Below are 20,174 nucleotides of genomic sequence, written 5' to 3' on the forward strand. Positions count from 1 at the left end.
CTGAGCTACTCTTCTACTACTTCTGAAACGGGTTGCGGGTATCTTGACCCTGTTCTAGATTACGAAGCAGTATCGCTTTATCGAGATTGATATCTTCAGGCAATGGAATACGCACGATGTGGCCTGAGCCTTTTGCGTCATCAATTGATTCACCTTTGTTATTTTCCATGTGCTCGAGATTGAAGTTGATGTTGCCCTGTGGCGTCATTAACTCCAAAGAATGACCGGTACAGAACTTGTTTTTCACGTCGATTTCAACCAAGCCATTATTGGTGCGTCCAAGTACTTCACCGACAAACTGTTGTGAGTCAGAGACTGAGTGTCCGTATTCATAGTTCTGATAATCTTGATGTGCGTGACGTTTCAAAAAACCTTCCGTGTAGCCGCGATGCGCTAAGTGCTCAAGACTCTTCATCAGAGTCGGATCGAATGGCTTTCCTGCAACAGCATCATCAATGGCCCGACGGTATACCTGTGCCGTGCGAGCAACGTAATAAAACGATTTAGTACGTCCTTCAATTTTCAAGCTGTGCACACCCATACGCGTGAGAGCATCTACATATTGCACCGCACGTAAGTCCTTGGAGTTCATGATGTAGGTACCGTGCTCATCTTCAAATGCCGGCATGTATTCACCAGGGCGGCCTTGCTCTTCAAGCATAAAGACTTCCTTGGTAGGCTCGCCTAACCCCAGAGTTGGGTCAATCTTGTGCACCACGTCACCTGTTTGAGTTTCTTCACCGGGCTTTACGTCATAACTCCATCGACAGGCATTGGTGCAGGTGCCCTGATTTGGGTCGCGCTTGTTGATGTAGCCACTGAGCAAGCAGCGCCCTGAATACGCCATGCATAACGCGCCATGTACAAAAACTTCGAGTTCTGTATTGGGGCAAAGCTCACGAATTTCACCAATCTCCTCAAGCGAAAGTTCTCGCGAGAGAATGACACGCTCAATGCCTTGTTTAGCCCAAAATAGTACGCTGGCATAGTTCACAGCATTAGCCTGCACACTGAGGTGAATGGGCATGTCAGGCCACTTTTCACGAACGAGCATGATTAACCCGGGATCGGACATGATTAGCGCATCGGGCTTCATGGCGATTACCGGTTCGATATCGCGCAGATAGGTTTTAACCTTGCTGTTATGTGGGGCAATGTTAGAGACGACGTAGAGCTTTTTATTTAGTGCATGGGCTTCATTTATGCCTAACTCAAGGTTAGCAAGATTAAACTCATTGTTGCGCACGCGAAGGCTGTAGCGCGGCTGCCCCGCGTACACCGCATCAGCGCCGTAGGCAAAGGCGTAGCGCATGTTTTTCAAACTGCCCGCAGGGCTTAATAATTCTGGAGTAAATATAGACATAGTTAATTCCTTGACTGAGTCCGAGTCAGTTCAGGTAAAAAATAGCGGGGGATTCTAGCGTTTTGCCCTGACGGGGTTTTTGATTTGGATCATGTTGGGCGCACAACGCTAAGGTTGACTTGCTAAAGGTAAATCGTCGCCGTTAACTCTCTCAAGAAAGTGTCACAATTCGATGCTAGGGTTGAGCATTGTAACAATGTAGTAGGATTTTCATGCTAAAGCGCGTATAATTCGCGCCCTGTAAAGTATATCACTTAAAATTTAACGTTATTTGGAGCAAAAAATGGCTTTAGAGCGTACTTTCTCTATCGTTAAGCCTGATGCGGTAGCTAAAAACCACATCGGTGCAATCTACAACCGTTTCGAATCTGCTGGTCTTAAGATCGTAGCATCTAAAATGGTTCACCTTTCACAAGAGCAAGCTGAAGGCTTCTACGCTGAACACAAAGAGCGTCCTTTCTTCGGTGCACTTGTTTCTTTCATGACTTCTGGTCCAGTAATGGTTCAAGTTCTTGAAGGTGAAGACGCAGTTCGTAAAAACCGTGAAATCATGGGTGCTACTAACCCAGCTGAAGCGGCTGCTGGCACTCTACGTGCTGACTATGCAGACAGCATCGACGAAAACGCGGTACACGGTTCAGACGCTCCTGAGTCTGCAGCTCGCGAAATCGCTTACTTCTTCGCTGAAGAAGAAATCTGCCCACGTACTCGTTAATTTCGAGTTTAAAGCAGATGCAGAGAAGGGCTTTCGGGCCCTTTTCTTGTCTTCTACCTAAACTTGGAATAAACACATTTACGCTTTAACACAGCGACTGTGAGTGTTTACCCCAAGATTAGGTTTCTTGAGCAAACCCCGTTGGTACGTGGTCGTTCGAGGAATTGCTATAATGGTTAAATTGTGTACAATTGCCGCCTTCGTTTTATCTGCCACCTGACAGAGGTATGTTCATGGCCACATCTGAGAAAAAAATCAATTTACTCGATTTTAATCGCCAAGGGATGCGCGACTATTTTGCATCGATTGGTGAGAAGCCTTTCCGTGCTGATCAGGTAATGAAATGGATTTACCATTTTGGTATCGATAATTTCGACGAAATGAGCAATTTAAACAAAAAGCTCAAAGAGCGTTTAAACGCTGATTGTGAGATCCGCGCACCTGAAATTTCAGTGAAACAGCCTTCGGCAGACGGCACGATTAAATACGCCTTGTTGCTTGATGGTGGCCAAGAAGTTGAGACTGTGTGGATCCCTGAAAAGGACCGTGCGACTTTGTGTGTGTCTTCACAAGTGGGCTGTGCCCTTGAATGTACCTTCTGCTCGACCGCACAACAAGGCTTTAACCGCAACTTAAAAGTATCTGAAATCATCGGTCAGGTATGGCGAGTAGCCAAAGATATCGGCCTTCATGGAGACAGCACGCGTCGTCCAATCACCAACGTAGTAATGATGGGGATGGGCGAGCCTTTGCTTAACCTTAAGAACGTGGTGCCAGCGATGGAGCTGATGATGGACGATTGGGCATTTGGCTTGTCTAAGCGCCGTGTAACACTGAGTACATCAGGCGTTGTTCCAGCTCTTGATTTGTTAAAAGAACAAATTGATGTGGCTTTGGCTATTTCATTACACGCACCAAACAATCCATTGCGTGACGAGTTGGTACCAATCAATAAGAAGTACCCAATCGAAGAGTTCCTAGCGGCGTGTCGCCGTTACATTGATGGTTCAAAAGCGAACAAAGAAGTCACGGTAGAGTATGTGATGCTGCAAGAAGTGAATGACAGCACGGATCATGCTCACGAGCTGGTGAAAACTCTTAAAGGCACACCGTCTAAAGTGAACTTGATCCCATTCAACCCGTTCCCAGGTAATGAATATGGCCGCTCAAGTAACTCACGTATCGATCGCTTCTCTAAAGTGCTTCAAGCTGCGGGGATCACCACGATTGTTCGTCGAACACGTGGCGACGACATTGATGCGGCCTGTGGACAGTTAGTCGGTGATGTGGTCGATAGAACCAAGCGATTAGCTAAGCGTCAGGAACGTGAGAAGAATGCAATCGCGGTAAACGTCTCGCAATAATAAAAAAAAGGCCCTTTTTTCAAAAAATTGATGAAACAAAAGGGCTTTTCAGTAATGATAGGTGCAATAACGGAATAAACGAGGCTCAGCCATGCGCAAGCTGTTAGTGACCAGTATCAGTTTACTCGCCCTAGGTGGATGTGTAACAGAAAGTACTTATGTGGGCAGTGACAAGCCCGTTGTTGAAAAGAAGATCAATAACGTCGATGCAGCCCGAACTCGCATCTCTTTAGCTTTAAACTATTTATCACAGGGTAATAGCACACAAGCCAAGTATAACCTGGAGCGTGCGGCTAAGTTTGCACCAGAGCTTCCTGAAGTACATTATTCAATGGCCTACTACTATCAACAGGTAGGTGAGTCGCAGCGAGCAAAAGAAGCTTACGAAAGAGCGCTTGCCATCGAGCCAAATGATCCGAATACTTTAAATAACTATGGTGTATTTCTATGTGATATCGGTGAATACGATGCGGCTGTAGACAAGTTTATGTCCGCCATAGATATTCCAAGTTATCTCCGAGTAGCTGAAAGCTATGAAAACCTAGCATTATGTGCTCTAGAATATGATAAGTTTGATGCAGCTGAATCATTTCTCGAGGACTCTTTGCAACATAGCTCATTGCGAGCGTCTAGCCTAATAAATTTAGCAGCCGTGAAATATGCTAAAAGTGATTTTCATCACGCACAACAAATTCTTAATCGTTACGAAAAAACGGGTCGCGTTTCATCTCGTTCACTGTTACTGAGTTATTTAATTGAAGAGCGCATGGGTCACATCGAAGATGCGCAAAATATTGCCAAAACAATCGAGGTAACATATCCGTCATCGATTGAAGCACGGATCGTGCGCGAGCAAAAGTACAGTGCTAGTGAATTTGAGCAGTTACGAGAGCAGTATCGCCGTCATCAGATAAACGAGCTGCAAGGCAGCATGGATGGTCAACTGATTGTTTCCAAACCACAAATCAAGATTGTGAAGAAAAAAGCACCGAAAAACGCTGAACAGCAAGCCGTAACACCAACTACTGGCGAAGCTGCGGTTGAATCTGCGGCGCTTATTTCGGTTGCGACACCTTCCCCTGAGCCAATTGTTGAAAACGTGATTACCCAGAACAGTTTGGTTGAAACTGGCAATAATTCGCAGCAGAGCACCGAACAAACGCAAAACACAGTCGATGAAGTGAGCTCAGAGCAACAACAGCAGAGCACCATCACAGATGTCGCTCAGGCGGCAGTCGAACAACCTGAATCTGACACTGGCAATACAGTTGCACAGGTCGATGACAAAGTGGATACAACAACTGAAACTGAACAAGAAGAGACTCTTGTTACCCAAACGAACGACGAAGTTGCAGTACAGTCGTCGGCACAAACTAGCTTGGCTGATGCCAGTGCACAGACGCAAGACGCTGTGCAAAGTGTAGAGCCAATCGCAAGTGTTGATGTATCTGAGGAAGTCTCAGTAGCCACTGAAAATGTGGCTGCGGATGAGCGCTGGATTGAAACCTCAGCGCCACAACCACAAAAGCCCGCTATCGCTGCTAGTGAATCATCAGCGAATGTAGAACAACAAAATGTAGAACAACAAAATGTAGAACAACAAAAAGATACGCTGCAATCTGAGTTGGCCCGCGAATTCGCGGCACAAACAGATATCCCTCAATCGGATATTCAAGAACTACCAAACGACCTGGCAGCTGCAGAGGAAGAGCTTACTCAGGCACCCGAGTCGACAGACGAAGTGGTTGCAGACGCTGAGGATGAGGCAAAACCAGCAGATGGGAAAGTCGCCATGCTATCGCCTGATAGTGGCGAAAGGCCTTATCATGTCATGGGCGAAGGTGAAACATTGTTCAGCGTTTCAGCGCGATACAATATTCGCCTAAGTACACTCAAAGCGTGGAATAATCTGCAAAGTGTCGACAAAGTGCGCAGTGGGCAGAAAATTTACATAGCCCGTCCGAATAATTATCATACGGTGAAAGACGGCGAGACTCTGTCTGAGATATCGAGGGAATACAATATCTTGATGCAGAGACTGTTAGAGTGGAATCAGCTTGAGGAAGGAGCTAAGTTGGTCCCTGGTGATAAAATTTACCTGATAGAACCTAAGAATCTTCAACTATGAACGAAAGCGAAGAAACAACACCTGAGCAACGTGATGAAGGTGTATCGCCAACAGAAATAGGTAAAGCGTTAGCTCAAGCGCGGGAGCGTTGCGAGTTAACGCAAGAGCAGCTTGCCCGAAAACTGAATCTTACGATCAGAAAGCTAGATGACTTAGAGCAAGGCGAGTTTGATAAGCTCGGTGCGCCGATTTTCGTAAGAGGTTACATTAAAGCGTATAGCAAAGTGGTGGGTATAGACGCGAGTGAGCTATTGCAGGCGTATGAGCCAAAACAAGAAGCAAACACCCAAGCATCGATGCAAAGCTTCTCAAAGCGCACTGAGAAAGAAGCTCATGACAATCGACTTATGTTATTCAGCTACCTCATTGTTGCGATTATCATTGGCTCATCTTTGTATTGGTTATGGCAAAACTCTGATTCACCTAGCGAATCCTCAGTAACTTCTAAGGCTTCGGATGTCGCCGAAATGTCCAAGGCGAGCAAGCTCGAGGTGCAACCGACCAATAGCGATGAGGCTCAAGGGATATCGGATGAATTTCAATCCAATGAGTATCTTGATGAACAAACTCAAGAACAGTTCGAGCCAGTAGATTCAGCACCAGCGTTAAGTGATACAATGCCGGATAGCATCGACGTTCAACCAACAGACACAGTTGTTGAACAAACTGTGCAACCTGAGATAGCAAGTGAGCCTCTAGCGGCAGGCGAGCAGAAGGTCGTTATGCGCTTCAGTGGCGAGTGTTGGGTCGACGTCCAAGATGCGAAAGGCAACCGCTTAGCCTACGATATCAAACAAGCAGGGCAAGCCATCGAGTTAATTGGTGTCGCGCCGTTTGCGGTTACTTTAGGCAAGCACGACGTTGTTGAAATTACACTCAATGGTGAAGCGGTTGATATTTCTCAGTTTCCGAAAAATCGTTTAGCCAAATTTTCATTACCGTTAACAGAGTAAGTAGTATGTTTTCAGAGTCACCGATTAAACGTCGTAAGTCCACGCGAATTTATGTAGGCGATGTGCCTATTGGTGATGGTGCACCCATTGCAGTTCAATCCATGACCAATACAGACACCATGGACATTGATGCAACGGTTAAACAAATTCAAGATATCGCTCAAGCGGGTGCCGACATCGTCCGTGTATCAGTCCCGACGATGGCAGCGGCTGAAGCGTTTAAAAGCATTAAAGAGCAAGTGGATGTTCCGCTTGTTACTGACATTCATTTCGATTATCGCATCGCACTGAAAGTTGCAGAATATGGTGCTGATTGTTTGCGTATCAACCCGGGTAACATTGGTAACGAAGAACGTATTCGTGCTGTGGTTGATGCTGCGGGCGAGCGTAATATACCTATTCGTATTGGTGTTAATGGTGGCTCTTTGGAGCGCGATCTTCAAGAAAAGTATGGCGAGCCTACACCTGAAGCGTTGCTTGAATCAGCAATGCGTCATGTTGAAATCCTACAGCGCCTTAATTTCGACCAGTTTAAAGTGTCAGTTAAAGCATCGGACGTATTCTTGGCGGTAGGCGCATATCGCTTGCTAGCTAAAGAAATCGACCAACCTTTGCATTTAGGTATTACTGAAGCGGGCGGCTTTCGTTCTGGTTCAGTGAAATCGGCTGTTGGTCTGGGTATGCTTTTAGCAGAAGGCATAGGTGATACCTTGCGTGTGTCACTTGCCGCTGACCCTGTACAAGAAATCAAAGTTGGCTTTGATATTCTTAAATCCCTACGTATCCGCTCTCGCGGAATCAACTTTATTGCTTGCCCAAGCTGCTCGCGTCAAGAGTTTGATGTGGTTAGTACCATGAACCAACTCGAAGAGCGTCTCGAAGACATCGTCAAACCTATGACAGTGTCGGTGATTGGTTGTGTCGTTAATGGACCTGGTGAAGCGCTAGTGAGCGATATCGGTCTTGCCGGTGCTAACCGCCGCTCAGGTTTATACATCAACGGTGAGCGCCAAAAAACGCGTATCGATAACGACAACATTGTTGATGAACTTGAGCAGCATGTTCGTGACTACCTTGCTAAGAAAGAAGAGCAAGAACAGATCGATATCAAATTAGTTGATTAAGCATTACGCTACTACTTGGTGAGCGCGCCGCAAAAGGCTATAATGGCGCGCTTAATTTATCGACGCTTTTTGACGGCTGAGCACAGCCTTTAACAGAATTTTTGGAATTATCAGTGGCAAAACAAATTCAAGCAGTTCGCGGAATGAACGACATCCTTCCTGGTGACACGCAAATATGGCAAAAAGTGGAAGACACTTTACGTCAATGCGTTGCTTCGTTTGGTTATCAAGAAATTCGTTTCCCAATTGTTGAATCAACTGACTTATTCAAGCGCTCTATCGGTGAAGTAACTGATATCGTTGAAAAAGAAATGTACACATTTGAAGATCGCAATGGCGACAGCTTAACCTTACGTCCTGAAGGTACGGCTGTGTGTGTACGTGCAGGTAATGAAAATGGCCTGCTCTACAATCAAGAGCAACGCCTTTGGTACATGGGGCCTATGTTCCGCCATGAGCGTCCACAAAAAGGTCGTTATCGCCAATTCCACCAGTTTGGTTTAGAAGCGTTCGGTATTGCTACAGCAGACATCGATGCTGAAGTGATTATGCTGACCGCGCAATTGTGGAAACAGTTCGGTATTACTGAGCACCTTCGTTTAGAGCTCAATTCATTAGGTTCAAACGAAGCGCGCGCTGCATACCGTGATGCGCTGGTTGCGTATCTTGAACAACACCAAGATAAATTAGATGAAGATTCAAAGCGCCGTATGCACAGCAATCCATTGCGTGTACTGGATAGCAAAAATCCAGACGTGCAAGCGGTGCTAGTTGATGCTCCAAAGCTGTCTGAACACCTTGATGAAGAATCGCGTGCACATTTTGCAAATTTATGTGAACGTTTAGACGCAGCGGGCATCGAATACCAGGTTAATGAAAAACTAGTGCGAGGTCTTGATTACTACAACCGCACAGTTTTTGAATGGGTAACCGAAAGTTTAGGTGCGCAAGGCACGGTGTGTGCAGGCGGTCGTTACGATGGCCTTGTTGAGCAGTTAGGTGGCAAAGCAACGCCTGCTGTTGGTTTCGCCATGGGGATGGAACGCCTTGTTCTATTACTTCAAGCGCTTGATAGCGTAGGTGAAATCCGCCGCAATGCCGATGTGTTTGTTGCCGCTATGGGTGATAAAGCTAGCATTCAAGCGCCTGTGATTGCCTCAGACTTACGTGCAAAAGTGCCAGGTTTACGTGTACTCGTGCACGCGGGCGGTGGCAACTTCAAGAAACAATTAAAACGTGCTGATAAAAGTGGTGCTGAAGTGGCACTCATTTTAGGCGAAGATGAACTCAACCAAGGTGTAGTAACGGTTAAATACCTACGCGAAGAAAGACCACAAGTTACTATGTCTTTGGATGAAATTACCCAGCTGTTGGCTGAGATGATCTAGACAAAGTCTAAGAGGGTATGATGGAAATTTATTCAACAGAAGAACAACAAGAAGAAGCGATTAAAGGCTTTTTTAAAGAGCACGGTGTATCAATTGCGCTAGGTATTGTCATTGGTTTAGGCGGTTTGTACGGCTGGAAGTCATACAACCAACACCAAATCACTGCGGCTGAAGAAGCATCAGATGCGTTCAACAAAGTGGTAGATAGCACTGCGGATGAAAATGCCGATGTACTCGCACAAAGCGAAGCATTCATTGCATCACATGAAGACTCAAGTTACGCAGTGTTGGCTGCCTTTGTTGCTGCTAAAGAAGCCGTAGATTCAGAGAAGCTGGATGTAGCCGCTACTAAGTTGCAGTGGGCGCAAACGCATGCGAGCACCAATGAGTTAAAAGCGATTGCGACTACGCGTCTTGCACGTGTGCAATTAGCACAGCAAAACTTCGATGCAGCCATGGCAACATTAAATGCTCCGTTGCCAGCAAGCTATGAAGCTGCGGTCGCTGAGTTAAAAGGTGATATCTACCTAGCTAAAGGCGACAAAGAACAAGCGCGCACTGCGTATCAAAGTGCCGCAGACAAAGGGGGCTTAGAAAGCAACCCATTGTTACAAGTTAAATTGGATGATTTAGCTGCACAAACGCCAGCGGCGTAGGGAGCGCGTGCAATGAAAAAGGTTACGCTTGCGGGTATCGCATTATGCATGGCATCGCTTGTTGGTTGCTCTTCGAGTGATGAAGAAGAATTAGTATTGCCTGAAATTAATAACCAATTCGAGACACAAGTTATTTGGCAAGAAAGTGTTGGAGATGGTGTTGCGCATTATTTCTCACGTCTTCAGCCTGCGTACTACAAAGACAGTGTTTATGTGGCCTCTCGAGACGGTGAAGTAGAAGCTTTATCGCTTGAGGATGGTGACACCTTGTGGCGCACTGATGTTCGCGAAGACAGTGGTTTTTGGTTCTGGAGTAGCGAAGAAAATGCCAAGCTTTCTGGCGGCATTTTACAAGCTTACGGAAAATTGTTCATTGGCTCTGAACACGGGCAACTGATTGCATTGGACCGTGACACCGGTGAAGTAGTTTGGCGTAAGAGCGTCCCAGGTGAGGCTTTGTCTAAACCTGCTGCGGGTGATGGCCTTGTTTATATCAATCTTGCCTCAGGTTTACTCTTAGCACTGCACCCAGATACGGGTGAAGAGCGTTGGCGCTATGAGCAAGAGGTTCCACCGCTAACGTTGCGTGGTTCAAGTGCCCCAACTGTTGCTAACGGTGGTGTGTTAGTGGGTGAGGAAACAGGTAAATTATCTGTGCTTATCTCTGACAGTGGCTTCGCAGCATGGCAAGCTGAGATTGCTCAGCCAAAAGGCGCTTCAGAATTTGAGCGTTTGGTGGATGTTGATACAGAACCTAAAGTAAGTGGTGCAAACGTTTATACGCTTGCCTACAACGGCAACTTAGCTGCGGTAGATATTCGTTCAGGCAACGTAGTGTGGAAGCGTGAATACAGTAGCTACCGTGAGTTCAGTATCGTCGGCGGCACAATCTATGTGGTAGATAGCGATGGTGTTATCTATGCTTTAGATAAGAATTCAGGTATTGAGCGTTGGTCACAAGCCGCCTTGCGTGGTTGGTATATTACCGGTCCAGCAGTGTTAGGTAATTACCTAGCAGTGGGTGACCAAGAAGGTAACCTGCATTGGTTAGACATCAACAGCGGTGAACTTGTATCGCGCCATGAATTTGATGGTTCAGGTTTCTTTGTTGAACCAATCGTGGCCGACGACCGCTTGATTGTTATCACTCGTGACGGTGAAGTAAGCGCCATTAAAGCGCAATAATCTAGTTAATTGGGCATTGCCCTAAGATAGGCTTCGCCTTAGGCCATTTGGCTGCGGCGGAGCTTTTTTGTTATTTGAAGAGGTACATTATGCTTCCTGTGATCGCCTTAGTTGGGCGACCTAATGTCGGCAAATCGACATTGTTCAACCGTTTAACTCGTACAAGGGACGCGCTTGTCGCAGACTTTCCTGGCCTAACGCGCGATCGTAAATACGGCCAAGCGAGTTACGATGGCTTTGACTTTATCGTTGTTGATACTGGCGGTATCGATGGTTCTGAAGAAGGCATCGAAACCGAAATGGCCGAGCAATCGCTCCTTGCGATTGAAGAAGCAGATGTAGTGCTTTTCCTTGTTGATGCGCGTGCAGGTATGACGGTTGCTGACCAAGCAATTGCGCAGCATCTACGTAAACAAGAAAAGAAAGTGTTCTTGGTTGCTAACAAAACTGATGGTATTGATGCTGACTCCAACTGTGCGGAGTTTTATCAATTAGCAATTGGTGAGGTATACCAGATTGCAGCTGCGCATGGGCGCGGCATTACCGGATTGCTTAGCAGTGCACTGCAACCTGTAATTGAAGAAATCGCTAAAGAACGCCAGCAATTAATGGAAGATGACCCGTTCTCTGCGTATGACGGCGAAACCCATGAACACGATGAAAGTGATGATACCGAAGAGCGCGAAGAGCTAGCTGATAAAGCGATTAAATTAGCTATTATTGGTCGTCCAAACGTAGGTAAATCTACGCTGACTAACCGAATTCTCGGTGAAGAGCGAGTGATTGTGTACGACATGCCAGGAACGACACGTGACTCTATTTATATCCCGATGACGCGTAACGACCGCGAATACATTCTTATTGATACCGCAGGTGTGCGCAAGCGTAAGAAAGTCAGCGATGTTGTTGAAAAGTTCTCGGTAATCAAAACACTTAAAGCGATTGAAGATGCAAACGTAGTCTTACTTGTTATTGATGCCCGCACAGGTATCTCAGACCAAGACTTAAGCTTACTAGGCTTTGCTTTAAATGCTGGTCGCTCATTGGTGTTGGCTATTAACAAATGGGATGGTTTGGACATGGATGTGAAAGATCGCATCAAGTCAGAATTAGACCGCCGTTTAGGTTTTGTTGACTTTGCCCGCATTCACTTTATCTCAGCGCTTCATGGTACGGGCGTTGGTCACTTGTTTGAATCGGTTGAAGAAGCCTATGACTCTGCGACTAAACGTATTAGTACAGCGATGCTGCGTCGTATCATGGATATGGCGCAGGCAGATCACCAGCCGCCACTTGTGCGTGGTCGCCGTGTGAAGCTGAAGTATGCGCACGCAGGTGGTTATAACCCGCCACGTATCGTAATTCACGGTAACCAAGTACATGAGTTGCCTGATAGCTATAAGCGTTATTTGATGAACTACTACCGCAAGGCCTTAGATGTTATGGGCACGCCTATCAAAATCGAATTCCGTGAAGGCGACAACCCATATGCGGGTAAGAGTAATAAAATGACCTTGTCCCAACGCCGTCGATTGAGAAAAATCGGCCAAGAAAGCAAAGGCAAGTAATGAATAAGAAGAGCGCTTACAAAGCGCTCTTTTTTTGTCTGTTTTACCAACAGCGAATCTTGTGCTGTAATGTAATTTATTGATTTGCGGCGAGATAGTTAATTAGATGGAATGCGTAGGTACCACCATTTTTGTTGATAACGTGGAAGAAGTCTTAGATTTCTATTATCAAGCGTTCGGCATTCCAACGGCCTATATCGATGAGCAAGGCACATATGGTGAATTGGACTGTGGTCAGGGGATTATCGCCTTTGCAGCGCACGCTATCTCCCAACCTCATTTTCGTCAAGGTTATATCCGTTGCCACCCGAAGCAGCCCACACTTGGCTTCGAACTGAGCTTTGAATGCGACAATGTTGCTCAAAGTTTTGCGAAAGCGCTCGAAGCGGGCGCAGAGCCGCTTAGCCCGCCGACACAGCATGAAGGGCAATTTGTTGCCTTTTTGCGAGCGCAAGAAGGGACGCTTATTCGCTTGTTCAGTAATAAGCAGTCAGCATCGCCAGAGAAAGTGTTCTAGCGTCTTTCAAGCAGATCTAAGAGTTGGTAATTGGGTTTCGTCAGCAGGCGCTTCATCTCAAATGCAGCTCGTTGGCGCAATCGCTTCCAAGTGCTATAGGTGACAGATTTACGGGCGCTGAGCTTGTCTATTTCACTGTCACATTCAAACGGAGTAGCAATATTTGGCTGGCACATCAGTACGTTTAAGTCGGTGTGCCACCATGCTTGTAAGCTAATGTCGGCAGGCATATAGAAATTCTCATACATCATAAGCATTTTCTCTGCCCCTTTCCTCGTTACCAGTTGCGCCAACATAGAATTCGGTACTTTCTTTGGGCAACAAATAGAATGGCTGGCTGTGATTGGCACAGATTTCAGTACTTTCTTGGCTTTTTTGCCACTGTAAAACTTAATGGTATCCCAATGAGGCTTAGCGATGACGCTATTGATCACCTCATGAACATGTTGACTTAGGTATGCGTCGTCTTCCAACAGTAGAAGTACGTCATACTCAGACGATAAGAAGGTCTTGAGCGCTTTTTTATGTGATAAAACACAACCAATCTCACCTTCACTCAATGGCTTATAGTACTTTTGTTGATTGCGAACATGATCGTACTCTGCGAGTTGTTCGGGAAGTAAGTTAGCGCCATCAATTGCGGGGATCACTTCAAACTCTAAGTTTAATGCATTGAGGTTATCAGCTATGCGGGCCAACCTGTCTTGGCTTCGTTCAAGGTTGATGACGTAGGTAACTAAACGCAATTCGATACTCCTTGCTGCCAGAGATAGCAATCGCTATCGCCGTGACATCCTGTCGGTGTGATGAAGCGATACTATGTGATACTCGTCGTTACAATGTCAATAAAAGGTAAAAAAATAGCGCCTATTGGCGCTATTTGATGTGAGTTAAACAGTCTTATTGAAGACCAAGAACTTTCTTACCTTGTATAAAATTCACATCCACTGGGATGTTCGCTTGGCTTAGTTTTTCAAGGTCAGCTGCTAGCTCAGGTTTGATGTCACCCATAGTTGCAACCAATTGGTCCACTTTCTGGTAATCACCGTCGCCTTGTAAAGTCAGAATTAGGTTTGAAAGCTTCGCCATTGCAGCCGCCATTTTTTCCATATCTACTTTATATAAACCGTTTTCATCTTTAGAGAAAGCGCCTTCTTGTTTGAAGAAGTTGAAACGGATCATGTTTGCTTTACCGTGTGCACTCGATGCACCAAAACGCACTGAGCGGAAGATACCAGCCATAAAGGTCACGTAGTAATCTTCAATTGTGCCTTCGGTGATTTCACCTTTGTTAAGTAACTGCTCAACCATGTACAGGCCTAAGATATCTGCTTTACCTTCTTCTAGGGCACTGGCGTGCTCTTGGAGTGACTGGCGCACCGTGCCTTTACCTGTAATGGTGTTTTTAATGCCTAAGCCATGAGCCACTTCATGGAACATGGTGTTGGCAAAAAAAGCATCAAAAGTAATGTGTTTACGCTGCTCAGGTACTATCAGTTCAGCAGCGATTGGCATCAAGATTTTATCGAACTTAGCGCGCATAGCGTTTTTAAGCTGTAAGCGACGTGTGCCTTTTTCAAGCTGTACTTGCTCGTCGTTTGGCAGGTTGATAGCAATTGTTTTGCTGCCTGCATTTGAGTGACCTGCATAGTAGATGACGTCATAGGCGTTTAGGTCTGCATCGGAGCCTGGCACTTCTTGTTTATACTCATCAGCAACCGGTAAACCTGTTTGTAATTCGGGAAGGAATTGGGCGAATTTAGCAAGACGCTCACTCCATGCCATGTCTTTTACCAGCACGTATGATTCAAATGCAGCGCGGTAGCCAAATAGTTGGTCTTCATAGGTTTCTATTGGGCCTATAACTACATCGATGGGGTTGTTCTTCATGTCCATCCAAGCGAAGTCAGACGCTTGGTAATCGTCACTAGTCAACGCATCTGCTCGCATGCTCAAGTAATTAGCAAATTCTTTGTCATCCGCTAGCTCACTGGCTTCACGAAGTAATTTAGCTGCAGCTTCTAGCTCTGCTGCATATTCTTTCGAGTAAGGTACGCTGTACAGTTTACCTTGCTCATCACGTTTAATGATTGAGTAAAGTCCAGTTTTATCAGCTACTTCGCTGGCTTCTAACTCTTCTTTGCTCATATCCGCTGGGTAGAATTGTGCACCTGCAGGTTTAGGTTCATAACCGGATAAGAATACTTGGTCGCCATTAAGGCGGTCCCACGGACCATAATTGATGTCAGCAAATTGCTGCGCTTGGTTGTTATCTAAGGTTGCCAAAAATTGCGCCTTGTCTCCTGAGAAGGCTTGCTTCCAAAACAAGTCATCCATGATCTTTGAGGCATCGATAAGTTTAGCGAGCATCTTCTTTTGATTGCCACTGAGGTGTGACAAATCTGTGTTGAGTTCAAAATCAGTATAGATTTCTAGGCGACTAGGTTCGATATTTACCAGCTGTACTTGTTCTACTGCACTTTGCGGCGCTTGAGGTTGAGCTTGTGCTTCTGTTTCTTGTGTCGGTGTTTGCTTTGAGCACGCGCTAAGGGTAAATACACCCGCTACCACTAAAGCTTGGGTAATTTTCGAAAGTTTACTCATGAGTATCCTCGTTGTTGTCTAGTCACCATTTACCACTTAAGGGGGCAACATTTTATGTAGAGTGAAGGGAATCTTCGCTGTGGGTTGTGCAACAATAGCATTTAACCTATCGCAAACGAAGCGGCTTCCTAACTTGTTCTTATGATCGGCTAAGACCGAATTTAATTGCCTAATTTAAACAATTCATCCGAGTGCTGACAATGGTAAAAAATGTTATAGGACAAAGAATTTTCGTAAATAAATGGGCAATTGCGCTATCACTTTCTAAACTTTATCGGTAACTTATAGCTAATTATAAGTACATCAACAGCGTTGCCCAGAAAAGGATACATCCGATAATGTCCACAGAAAATGCTTTGCTGACCATCTTAGTAGATCGGATCAATAACGACACACTTGTGCTACCAACCTTGCCTGAAGTGGCTTTGAAGGTGCGAAATAGCGCAGATGACCCAGATATCACCCTGCATTCTATGGCGGATGTGATTGCCACCGACCCTGCGCTCTCGGCGCGTATGATTAAAGTTGCCAATAGTGCGTTAATGAGTCGTTCCGTTAAAGTGACGACTATAAACCAAGCGGTGACTCGTATTGGCCTTAGACAAATTAAAAATATTGCAACGGCCATGGCGATGGAGCAACTTTTTGTTTCGCAAAATGAGTTGATCAAAGGTTACATGGATAAAGCATGGCAAAAGACCATTCGTGTTGCGTGCCATGCCATGGTGTTAGTGAAGCGTTATCGTGAAGGGCAACGTCATGAGCTTATTAATACGGAAACAATCACGCTTGCAGCTTTAACCTACAACATAGGTATTTTGCCGATTCTCACAGAAGCAGAGAAGCACCCAGAGGTCTTTGCCAACCCGAGTTTCCTGGCGCATGCTATTCAAAAATTAGCCGGTAAAATTGGCGCTGCGATTTTGACGGCGTGGGATTTCTCTGATGAATTTGTGGAAGTTGCCAAGAATTGGTCTGATCCAAATTATCGTCCAGCAGACGTTGATTTTGTTGATTTCGTTCGCATGGGCGCTATTTTAGAAGGAATTTTACAGGTTTCGGATAAGTCTGCGGCTCTCAAAGTCTATGTTGATAAGGGTATCATCCCTTCAGTGGAAGTATTCGCAGATTCTGAATACCAAGAGCTGGTCAAAGATGTCCGTAGCGTCTTTAGCTAAACCGATTTAAATAACAAAAAAGAGCCTGATTTCAGGCTCTTTTTTGTATTAAGCGATACGAAGGCTTTATAGGTCTTGTGAATCGCCCAGCTGCTTCGTGAGCGCTTCTAGCAGCTCTTTGATTTCCTCTGATGCAAGAATAAAGTCTGCATCCAGTTTCACTGCTAAATCTTCTTTTGGAATATCCGCGTTTTCTTCTTTGAGAACTTCTGCATAATTCATGCGTTTAATTGACCCATCGTTTTGCAGGATGAATTTGATGCGCTCTTGGTACTCCAGTGCTAGTTTGGTTACCTCTTTACCACTGACTAAGTGATTGGTCACTTCTTCCGTTGATAAGTCATGGCCTTTGAGCTTTACTTGCGCGCCATTATCATCAGGCTCCTGTAGTTCCGCATCCAAGCCAATAGCAAAGCCTTCAGGAGCATTGAACTCTTTTAACCAAGACGTTAGGAATAAGCCTAGGTCATAGTTTGCAAACGCTGGTACAACTGGCAGCGTGCCTAGTGATTTACGTAATAAAGCAAGTAACTCTTCCGCTTTATTAAAGCTGGCACTGTTCACCACAACCCAGCCATTTTCCATGTCGATAAACGCGAATTGCAGGCTCGATTTCTTGAACGCTTGCGGCAACAGCATATTCAAAACGTTTTCTTTTAGTTCGTCTTTTTCTTTCTTGGCAACGCGTCTGTTTTCTTGCGCTTCTAATTGATCGATTTTTTCTTGCACCATCTCATTCACGACCGATGCAGGAAGCACTTTTTCTTCACGTTTAGCGCATACTAAAATAGAATTTTTAGAGAAATGACTCAATGTTTGGCCATGTTTGCCAAATGCCTTTGTCCAACCAAATGTTGTTAGGTCTTGGCTTCCGCAAGGGCGGAAAAGGTCTTGCTCAAGTGCTTTTTCGAAGTCTTCTTGTTGATAGCTAATTTCTTGCTTAAAGCGGTAACAGATTAAGTTACTAAACCACATAAATATACTTCCATGGAGCGCATACAGCGCTGTTTTATTGTGGTGTCATCATAGCAGGAGTTATCAATCTAATTAAACATTTGCATGGGTTTTGGCATGTCTTTTGGAATGGTGATCATGTATTTCAGACCCTCATTAGGTTTACTGCTGACCTCAATATCACCACCAAGTGTTTGTTTCACTAAGTTAAACGTAATGTGTGTGCCCAAACCACTGCCGCCTTGATCGCGTTTTGTGGTAAAGAAGGGGTCAAACAATTTATCCAGTTGCTCAGCGTTTACCCCTCGACCATCGTCACGATAATTGATCAGAACGCGACCATCTTGCTCCGTTACATCGATATTGATGTTACCTTGGGTAATGCCCTCAAAACCATGGATGAGTGAATTCATGATGAGGTTGGTAAAAATTTGACTAATTGCACCCGCAGGTAAATTAAGCACTAAATCGTCAGGGCAGGTGATGGCAATTTCATGCTTAGTTTTCTTAAGTTTTGGGTGCAGTGAACGTATTACTTCACCTAAGTATTCTTTAAAATTAATAGTGCGCACTGCTTCACTTGCCTGATCCACAGCGATTTGTTTAAAGCTGGCAACAAGTTCAGAAGCTCGGTCTAGGTTACTGGTGAGTAACGCCGCACTTTGTTTGGCATCTTGGATAAACTCTTCAAGCTCTTTAGGCGACAGCGTTTTGTTTTTATAGGCTTGTTCAACTGCATTTAGGCGCTCCTGTAAGAACGACGTTGCTGTTACGCCAATGCCCACTGGCGTGTTAATGTCGTGGGTGATACCTGCAACTAAGCCACCGAGCGCGGCCATCTTCTCAGAGCCTAATAATCGCTCTTGCGCCAAATTCAATTCATCTACGTATCGCTGCATTTCGCTTTGCTTCGTCAATAGTTCTTGCTCAGTATGACGACGCAGTTCTATTTCCTCTGTGAGGTTGAGCTTTTGTTTCTCAAGCTCATATTTTTGCTGCTGCAAATCCATCATTGCTTGGCTTAAGTTAGATGTTTTTCGTGCCACTTCTTGCTCTAACAATAGATTTTGCTGGTCGAGCTTTTCATTACTCTTTAACAACTCTTTTTGTGTGAGTTCGAGCTTGTTGCGGTATTCAACGACCTTGCTGATGAGGTTATTGAAAGACTGCGCCATTACGTTAAGTTCATTTTGCTCTTGGTTATGAACATCGATGCGAGTGCCTTCGAGATCATCGAGCTCAATAGATTCAATTTGTTCAGTCAGTTGTTTAAGAGGCAGTGTAAGGTGTTTTCTAAAAGCCATTAAGAACAATAAAATCAAGAAAGTCGTCTTGATCATCGCATTACCTACAAGCAGGTATATGGATACGATGATACGACTAACTACAACGTCACGACTAGAGAACAAGGTGACATCACCCACTTGTGTAGCGCGTCCAGAGAATTCGAAAATAAGTGGGAAGGTATAACCAAATAAACCGGATGGAGTGTCTTCGATTATCGATGCGTCTTGCACGAGTTGTTGCGAATAAAGTTCGCGAATATCCAGTGAACGACCTAATTGGGAGATAACTTCACCACTGTCGTCGCGCACGATAATGCCTTCAACCATAGGAATAGCGATCAGGCCTTCAGCAATGGTTACGCTTTGGTCAACGTTTAACTCCCAAATGGCCCGAGTTAAGCTGCCGCTAAATGTTTTCTGTAAGGTGTGAAGTTCATCGCGGATGTAGCTTTTCGTATTGAAATACTCTGCAAAAACTTGGCCGCAGGTGACCACAAAAGTGAGCACGAAGTACACTGATAAAACACTGGTCAACAGCTTTTTTGACAGACTATTATGCAACATGCGCTAACTGGGCCCTGATGAACTCAAAAAATAAAGGTATTACTTATCCAACGTGAGTTTTAATTTTATTGTGTGGTACCTCAACCCTAATTTAGCCAAGGTTTTCGAAAAAATAAATAAAAGAATAGCTTAAAGGCCGCAGATTAACAAAATATAATGCCTAAAGTTGTCCTGTTAACTAATTGGTATTAAGGAATAATTTTGCACTTTAAATTGCCTTTACGAGCTTTTAATGGCTTTTAATATTCTTATTTGTGATGACTCAACGATTGCTCGCAAGCAAGTTGCTAAGGCATTACGAAGCTATCTCACGTGTGAATGTAAGTTTGCCACAGACGGTATTGAGGCCTTACAACTACTGCAACAGCAGCATTTTGATGTTTTGTGCTTAGACTTAACCATGCCCAAATTAGATGGTATCGCTGTATTGCAACAGCTAAAGAAACTAAAAGTCGAGACCTTTGTTATTGTTATTTCTGCGGATGTGCAAGAGCAAATGCGCGATAGAGCGCGCAGTTTAGGAGCGATGGAATTTATCGCCAAGCCTATCCAAAGCGAACAATTGAAAGCTGTTTTGCATAAATTTGGCATTTATTGATATTGAACATGCAAAAAAAGCATATTCAT

17 protein-coding genes are annotated in these 20,174 nt (G+C 44.9%); 12 read left to right on the forward strand and 5 right to left on the reverse strand.

Going from position 1 to position 20,174, the window contains the following annotated elements; genetic code table 11:
- Positions 1-16: 16 nt before the first annotated feature.
- Positions 17-1,357 carry a prephenate-dependent tRNA uridine(34) hydroxylase TrhP gene (trhP, locus tag V1358_RS12125; RefSeq protein ID WP_347393755.1) on the reverse strand — a complete coding sequence of 447 codons (1,341 nt, stop codon included), beginning with the start codon at positions 1,355-1,357 and terminating at the stop codon, positions 17-19.
- 289 nt (positions 1,358-1,646) lie between these two features.
- Between trhP and ndk the strand changes: the two genes are divergently transcribed.
- From ndk to V1358_RS12175, 10 genes are all read left to right on the forward strand, one after another.
- Positions 1,647-2,078: a nucleoside-diphosphate kinase gene (ndk, locus tag V1358_RS12130; protein WP_105200219.1), complete on the forward strand. Its 432-nt coding sequence runs from the start codon at positions 1,647-1,649 to the stop codon at positions 2,076-2,078.
- Between the two features lie 233 nt (positions 2,079-2,311).
- Positions 2,312-3,442 (forward strand): dual-specificity RNA methyltransferase RlmN, encoded by a 1,131-nt coding sequence (gene rlmN / locus V1358_RS12135; RefSeq protein WP_347393693.1) that lies wholly within the window; start codon positions 2,312-2,314, stop codon positions 3,440-3,442.
- Positions 3,443-3,533: 91 nt separating this feature from the next.
- Positions 3,534-5,570 (forward strand): type IV pilus biogenesis/stability protein PilW, encoded by a 2,037-nt coding sequence (pilW, locus tag V1358_RS12140; RefSeq protein WP_347393694.1) that lies wholly within the window; start codon positions 3,534-3,536, stop codon positions 5,568-5,570.
- Positions 5,567-6,523: a RodZ domain-containing protein gene (locus tag V1358_RS12145; RefSeq protein ID WP_347393695.1), complete on the forward strand. Its 957-nt coding sequence runs from the start codon at positions 5,567-5,569 to the stop codon at positions 6,521-6,523. The genes pilW and V1358_RS12145 overlap by 4 nt, the downstream gene beginning before the upstream one ends.
- Positions 6,524-6,528: 5 nt before the next feature.
- Entirely contained in the window at positions 6,529-7,647 is a 1,119-nt protein-coding gene (ispG, locus tag V1358_RS12150; protein WP_347391585.1) for a flavodoxin-dependent (E)-4-hydroxy-3-methylbut-2-enyl-diphosphate synthase, read from the forward strand.
- A gap of 113 nt (positions 7,648-7,760) precedes the next feature.
- The gene (gene hisS, locus V1358_RS12155) at positions 7,761-9,035 is read left to right on the forward strand and encodes a histidine--tRNA ligase (protein ID WP_347391584.1); all 1,275 of its coding nucleotides are present in this window, start codon (positions 7,761-7,763) and stop codon (positions 9,033-9,035) included.
- A gap of 20 nt (positions 9,036-9,055) precedes the next feature.
- Complete coding sequence (locus V1358_RS12160; RefSeq protein WP_347391583.1) at positions 9,056-9,691, forward strand: YfgM family protein; 636 nt, start codon at positions 9,056-9,058, stop codon at positions 9,689-9,691.
- 12 nt (positions 9,692-9,703) lie between these two features.
- A complete protein-coding gene (gene bamB / locus V1358_RS12165; protein WP_347393696.1) occupies positions 9,704-10,876 on the forward strand; it encodes an outer membrane protein assembly factor BamB in 1,173 nt (390 codons plus the stop codon).
- 89 nt (positions 10,877-10,965) lie between these two features.
- A complete protein-coding gene (gene der / locus V1358_RS12170; RefSeq protein ID WP_347391581.1) occupies positions 10,966-12,444 on the forward strand; it encodes a ribosome biogenesis GTPase Der in 1,479 nt (492 codons plus the stop codon).
- A gap of 106 nt (positions 12,445-12,550) precedes the next feature.
- Positions 12,551-12,961: a VOC family protein gene (locus V1358_RS12175; protein ID WP_347393697.1), complete on the forward strand. Its 411-nt coding sequence runs from the start codon at positions 12,551-12,553 to the stop codon at positions 12,959-12,961.
- Here the strand turns inward: V1358_RS12175 and V1358_RS12180 are convergent.
- Positions 12,958-13,707, reverse strand: a complete 750-nt coding sequence (locus tag V1358_RS12180) for a glycosyltransferase family 25 protein (RefSeq protein WP_347393698.1) — start codon at positions 13,705-13,707, stop codon at positions 12,958-12,960. The two genes, V1358_RS12175 and V1358_RS12180, sit on opposite strands and share 4 nt — an antisense overlap.
- A 154-nt stretch (positions 13,708-13,861) precedes the next feature.
- Positions 13,862-15,565: a DUF8614 domain-containing protein gene (locus V1358_RS12185; protein WP_347393699.1), complete on the reverse strand. Its 1,704-nt coding sequence runs from the start codon at positions 15,563-15,565 to the stop codon at positions 13,862-13,864.
- 338 nt (positions 15,566-15,903) lie between these two features.
- Here V1358_RS12185 and V1358_RS12190 point away from each other — a divergent pair, with 338 nt between their 5' ends.
- Positions 15,904-16,743, forward strand: a complete 840-nt coding sequence (locus tag V1358_RS12190; RefSeq protein WP_347391577.1) for an HDOD domain-containing protein — start codon at positions 15,904-15,906, stop codon at positions 16,741-16,743.
- A gap of 66 nt (positions 16,744-16,809) precedes the next feature.
- On the opposite strand, the gene rdgC is transcribed toward V1358_RS12190, so the two are convergent.
- Together rdgC and V1358_RS12200 are read right to left on the reverse strand one after the other, a co-directional pair.
- Positions 16,810-17,718: a recombination-associated protein RdgC gene (rdgC, locus tag V1358_RS12195; protein WP_347393700.1), complete on the reverse strand. Its 909-nt coding sequence runs from the start codon at positions 17,716-17,718 to the stop codon at positions 16,810-16,812.
- Between the two features lie 68 nt (positions 17,719-17,786).
- Positions 17,787-19,547, reverse strand: a complete 1,761-nt coding sequence (locus V1358_RS12200) for an ATP-binding protein (RefSeq protein ID WP_347391575.1) — start codon at positions 19,545-19,547, stop codon at positions 17,787-17,789.
- Positions 19,548-19,779: 232 nt separating this feature from the next.
- Between V1358_RS12200 and V1358_RS12205 the strand changes: the two genes are divergently transcribed.
- Positions 19,780-20,145 carry a response regulator gene (locus V1358_RS12205; RefSeq protein WP_347391574.1) on the forward strand — a complete coding sequence of 122 codons (366 nt, stop codon included), beginning with the start codon at positions 19,780-19,782 and terminating at the stop codon, positions 20,143-20,145.
- Positions 20,146-20,174 lie beyond the last annotated feature (29 nt).

The sequence above is a fragment of the Pseudoalteromonas pernae genome (assembly GCF_039831865.1).
In the GTDB taxonomy this organism is placed as follows: Bacteria; Pseudomonadota; Gammaproteobacteria; order Enterobacterales; family Alteromonadaceae; genus Pseudoalteromonas; species Pseudoalteromonas pernae.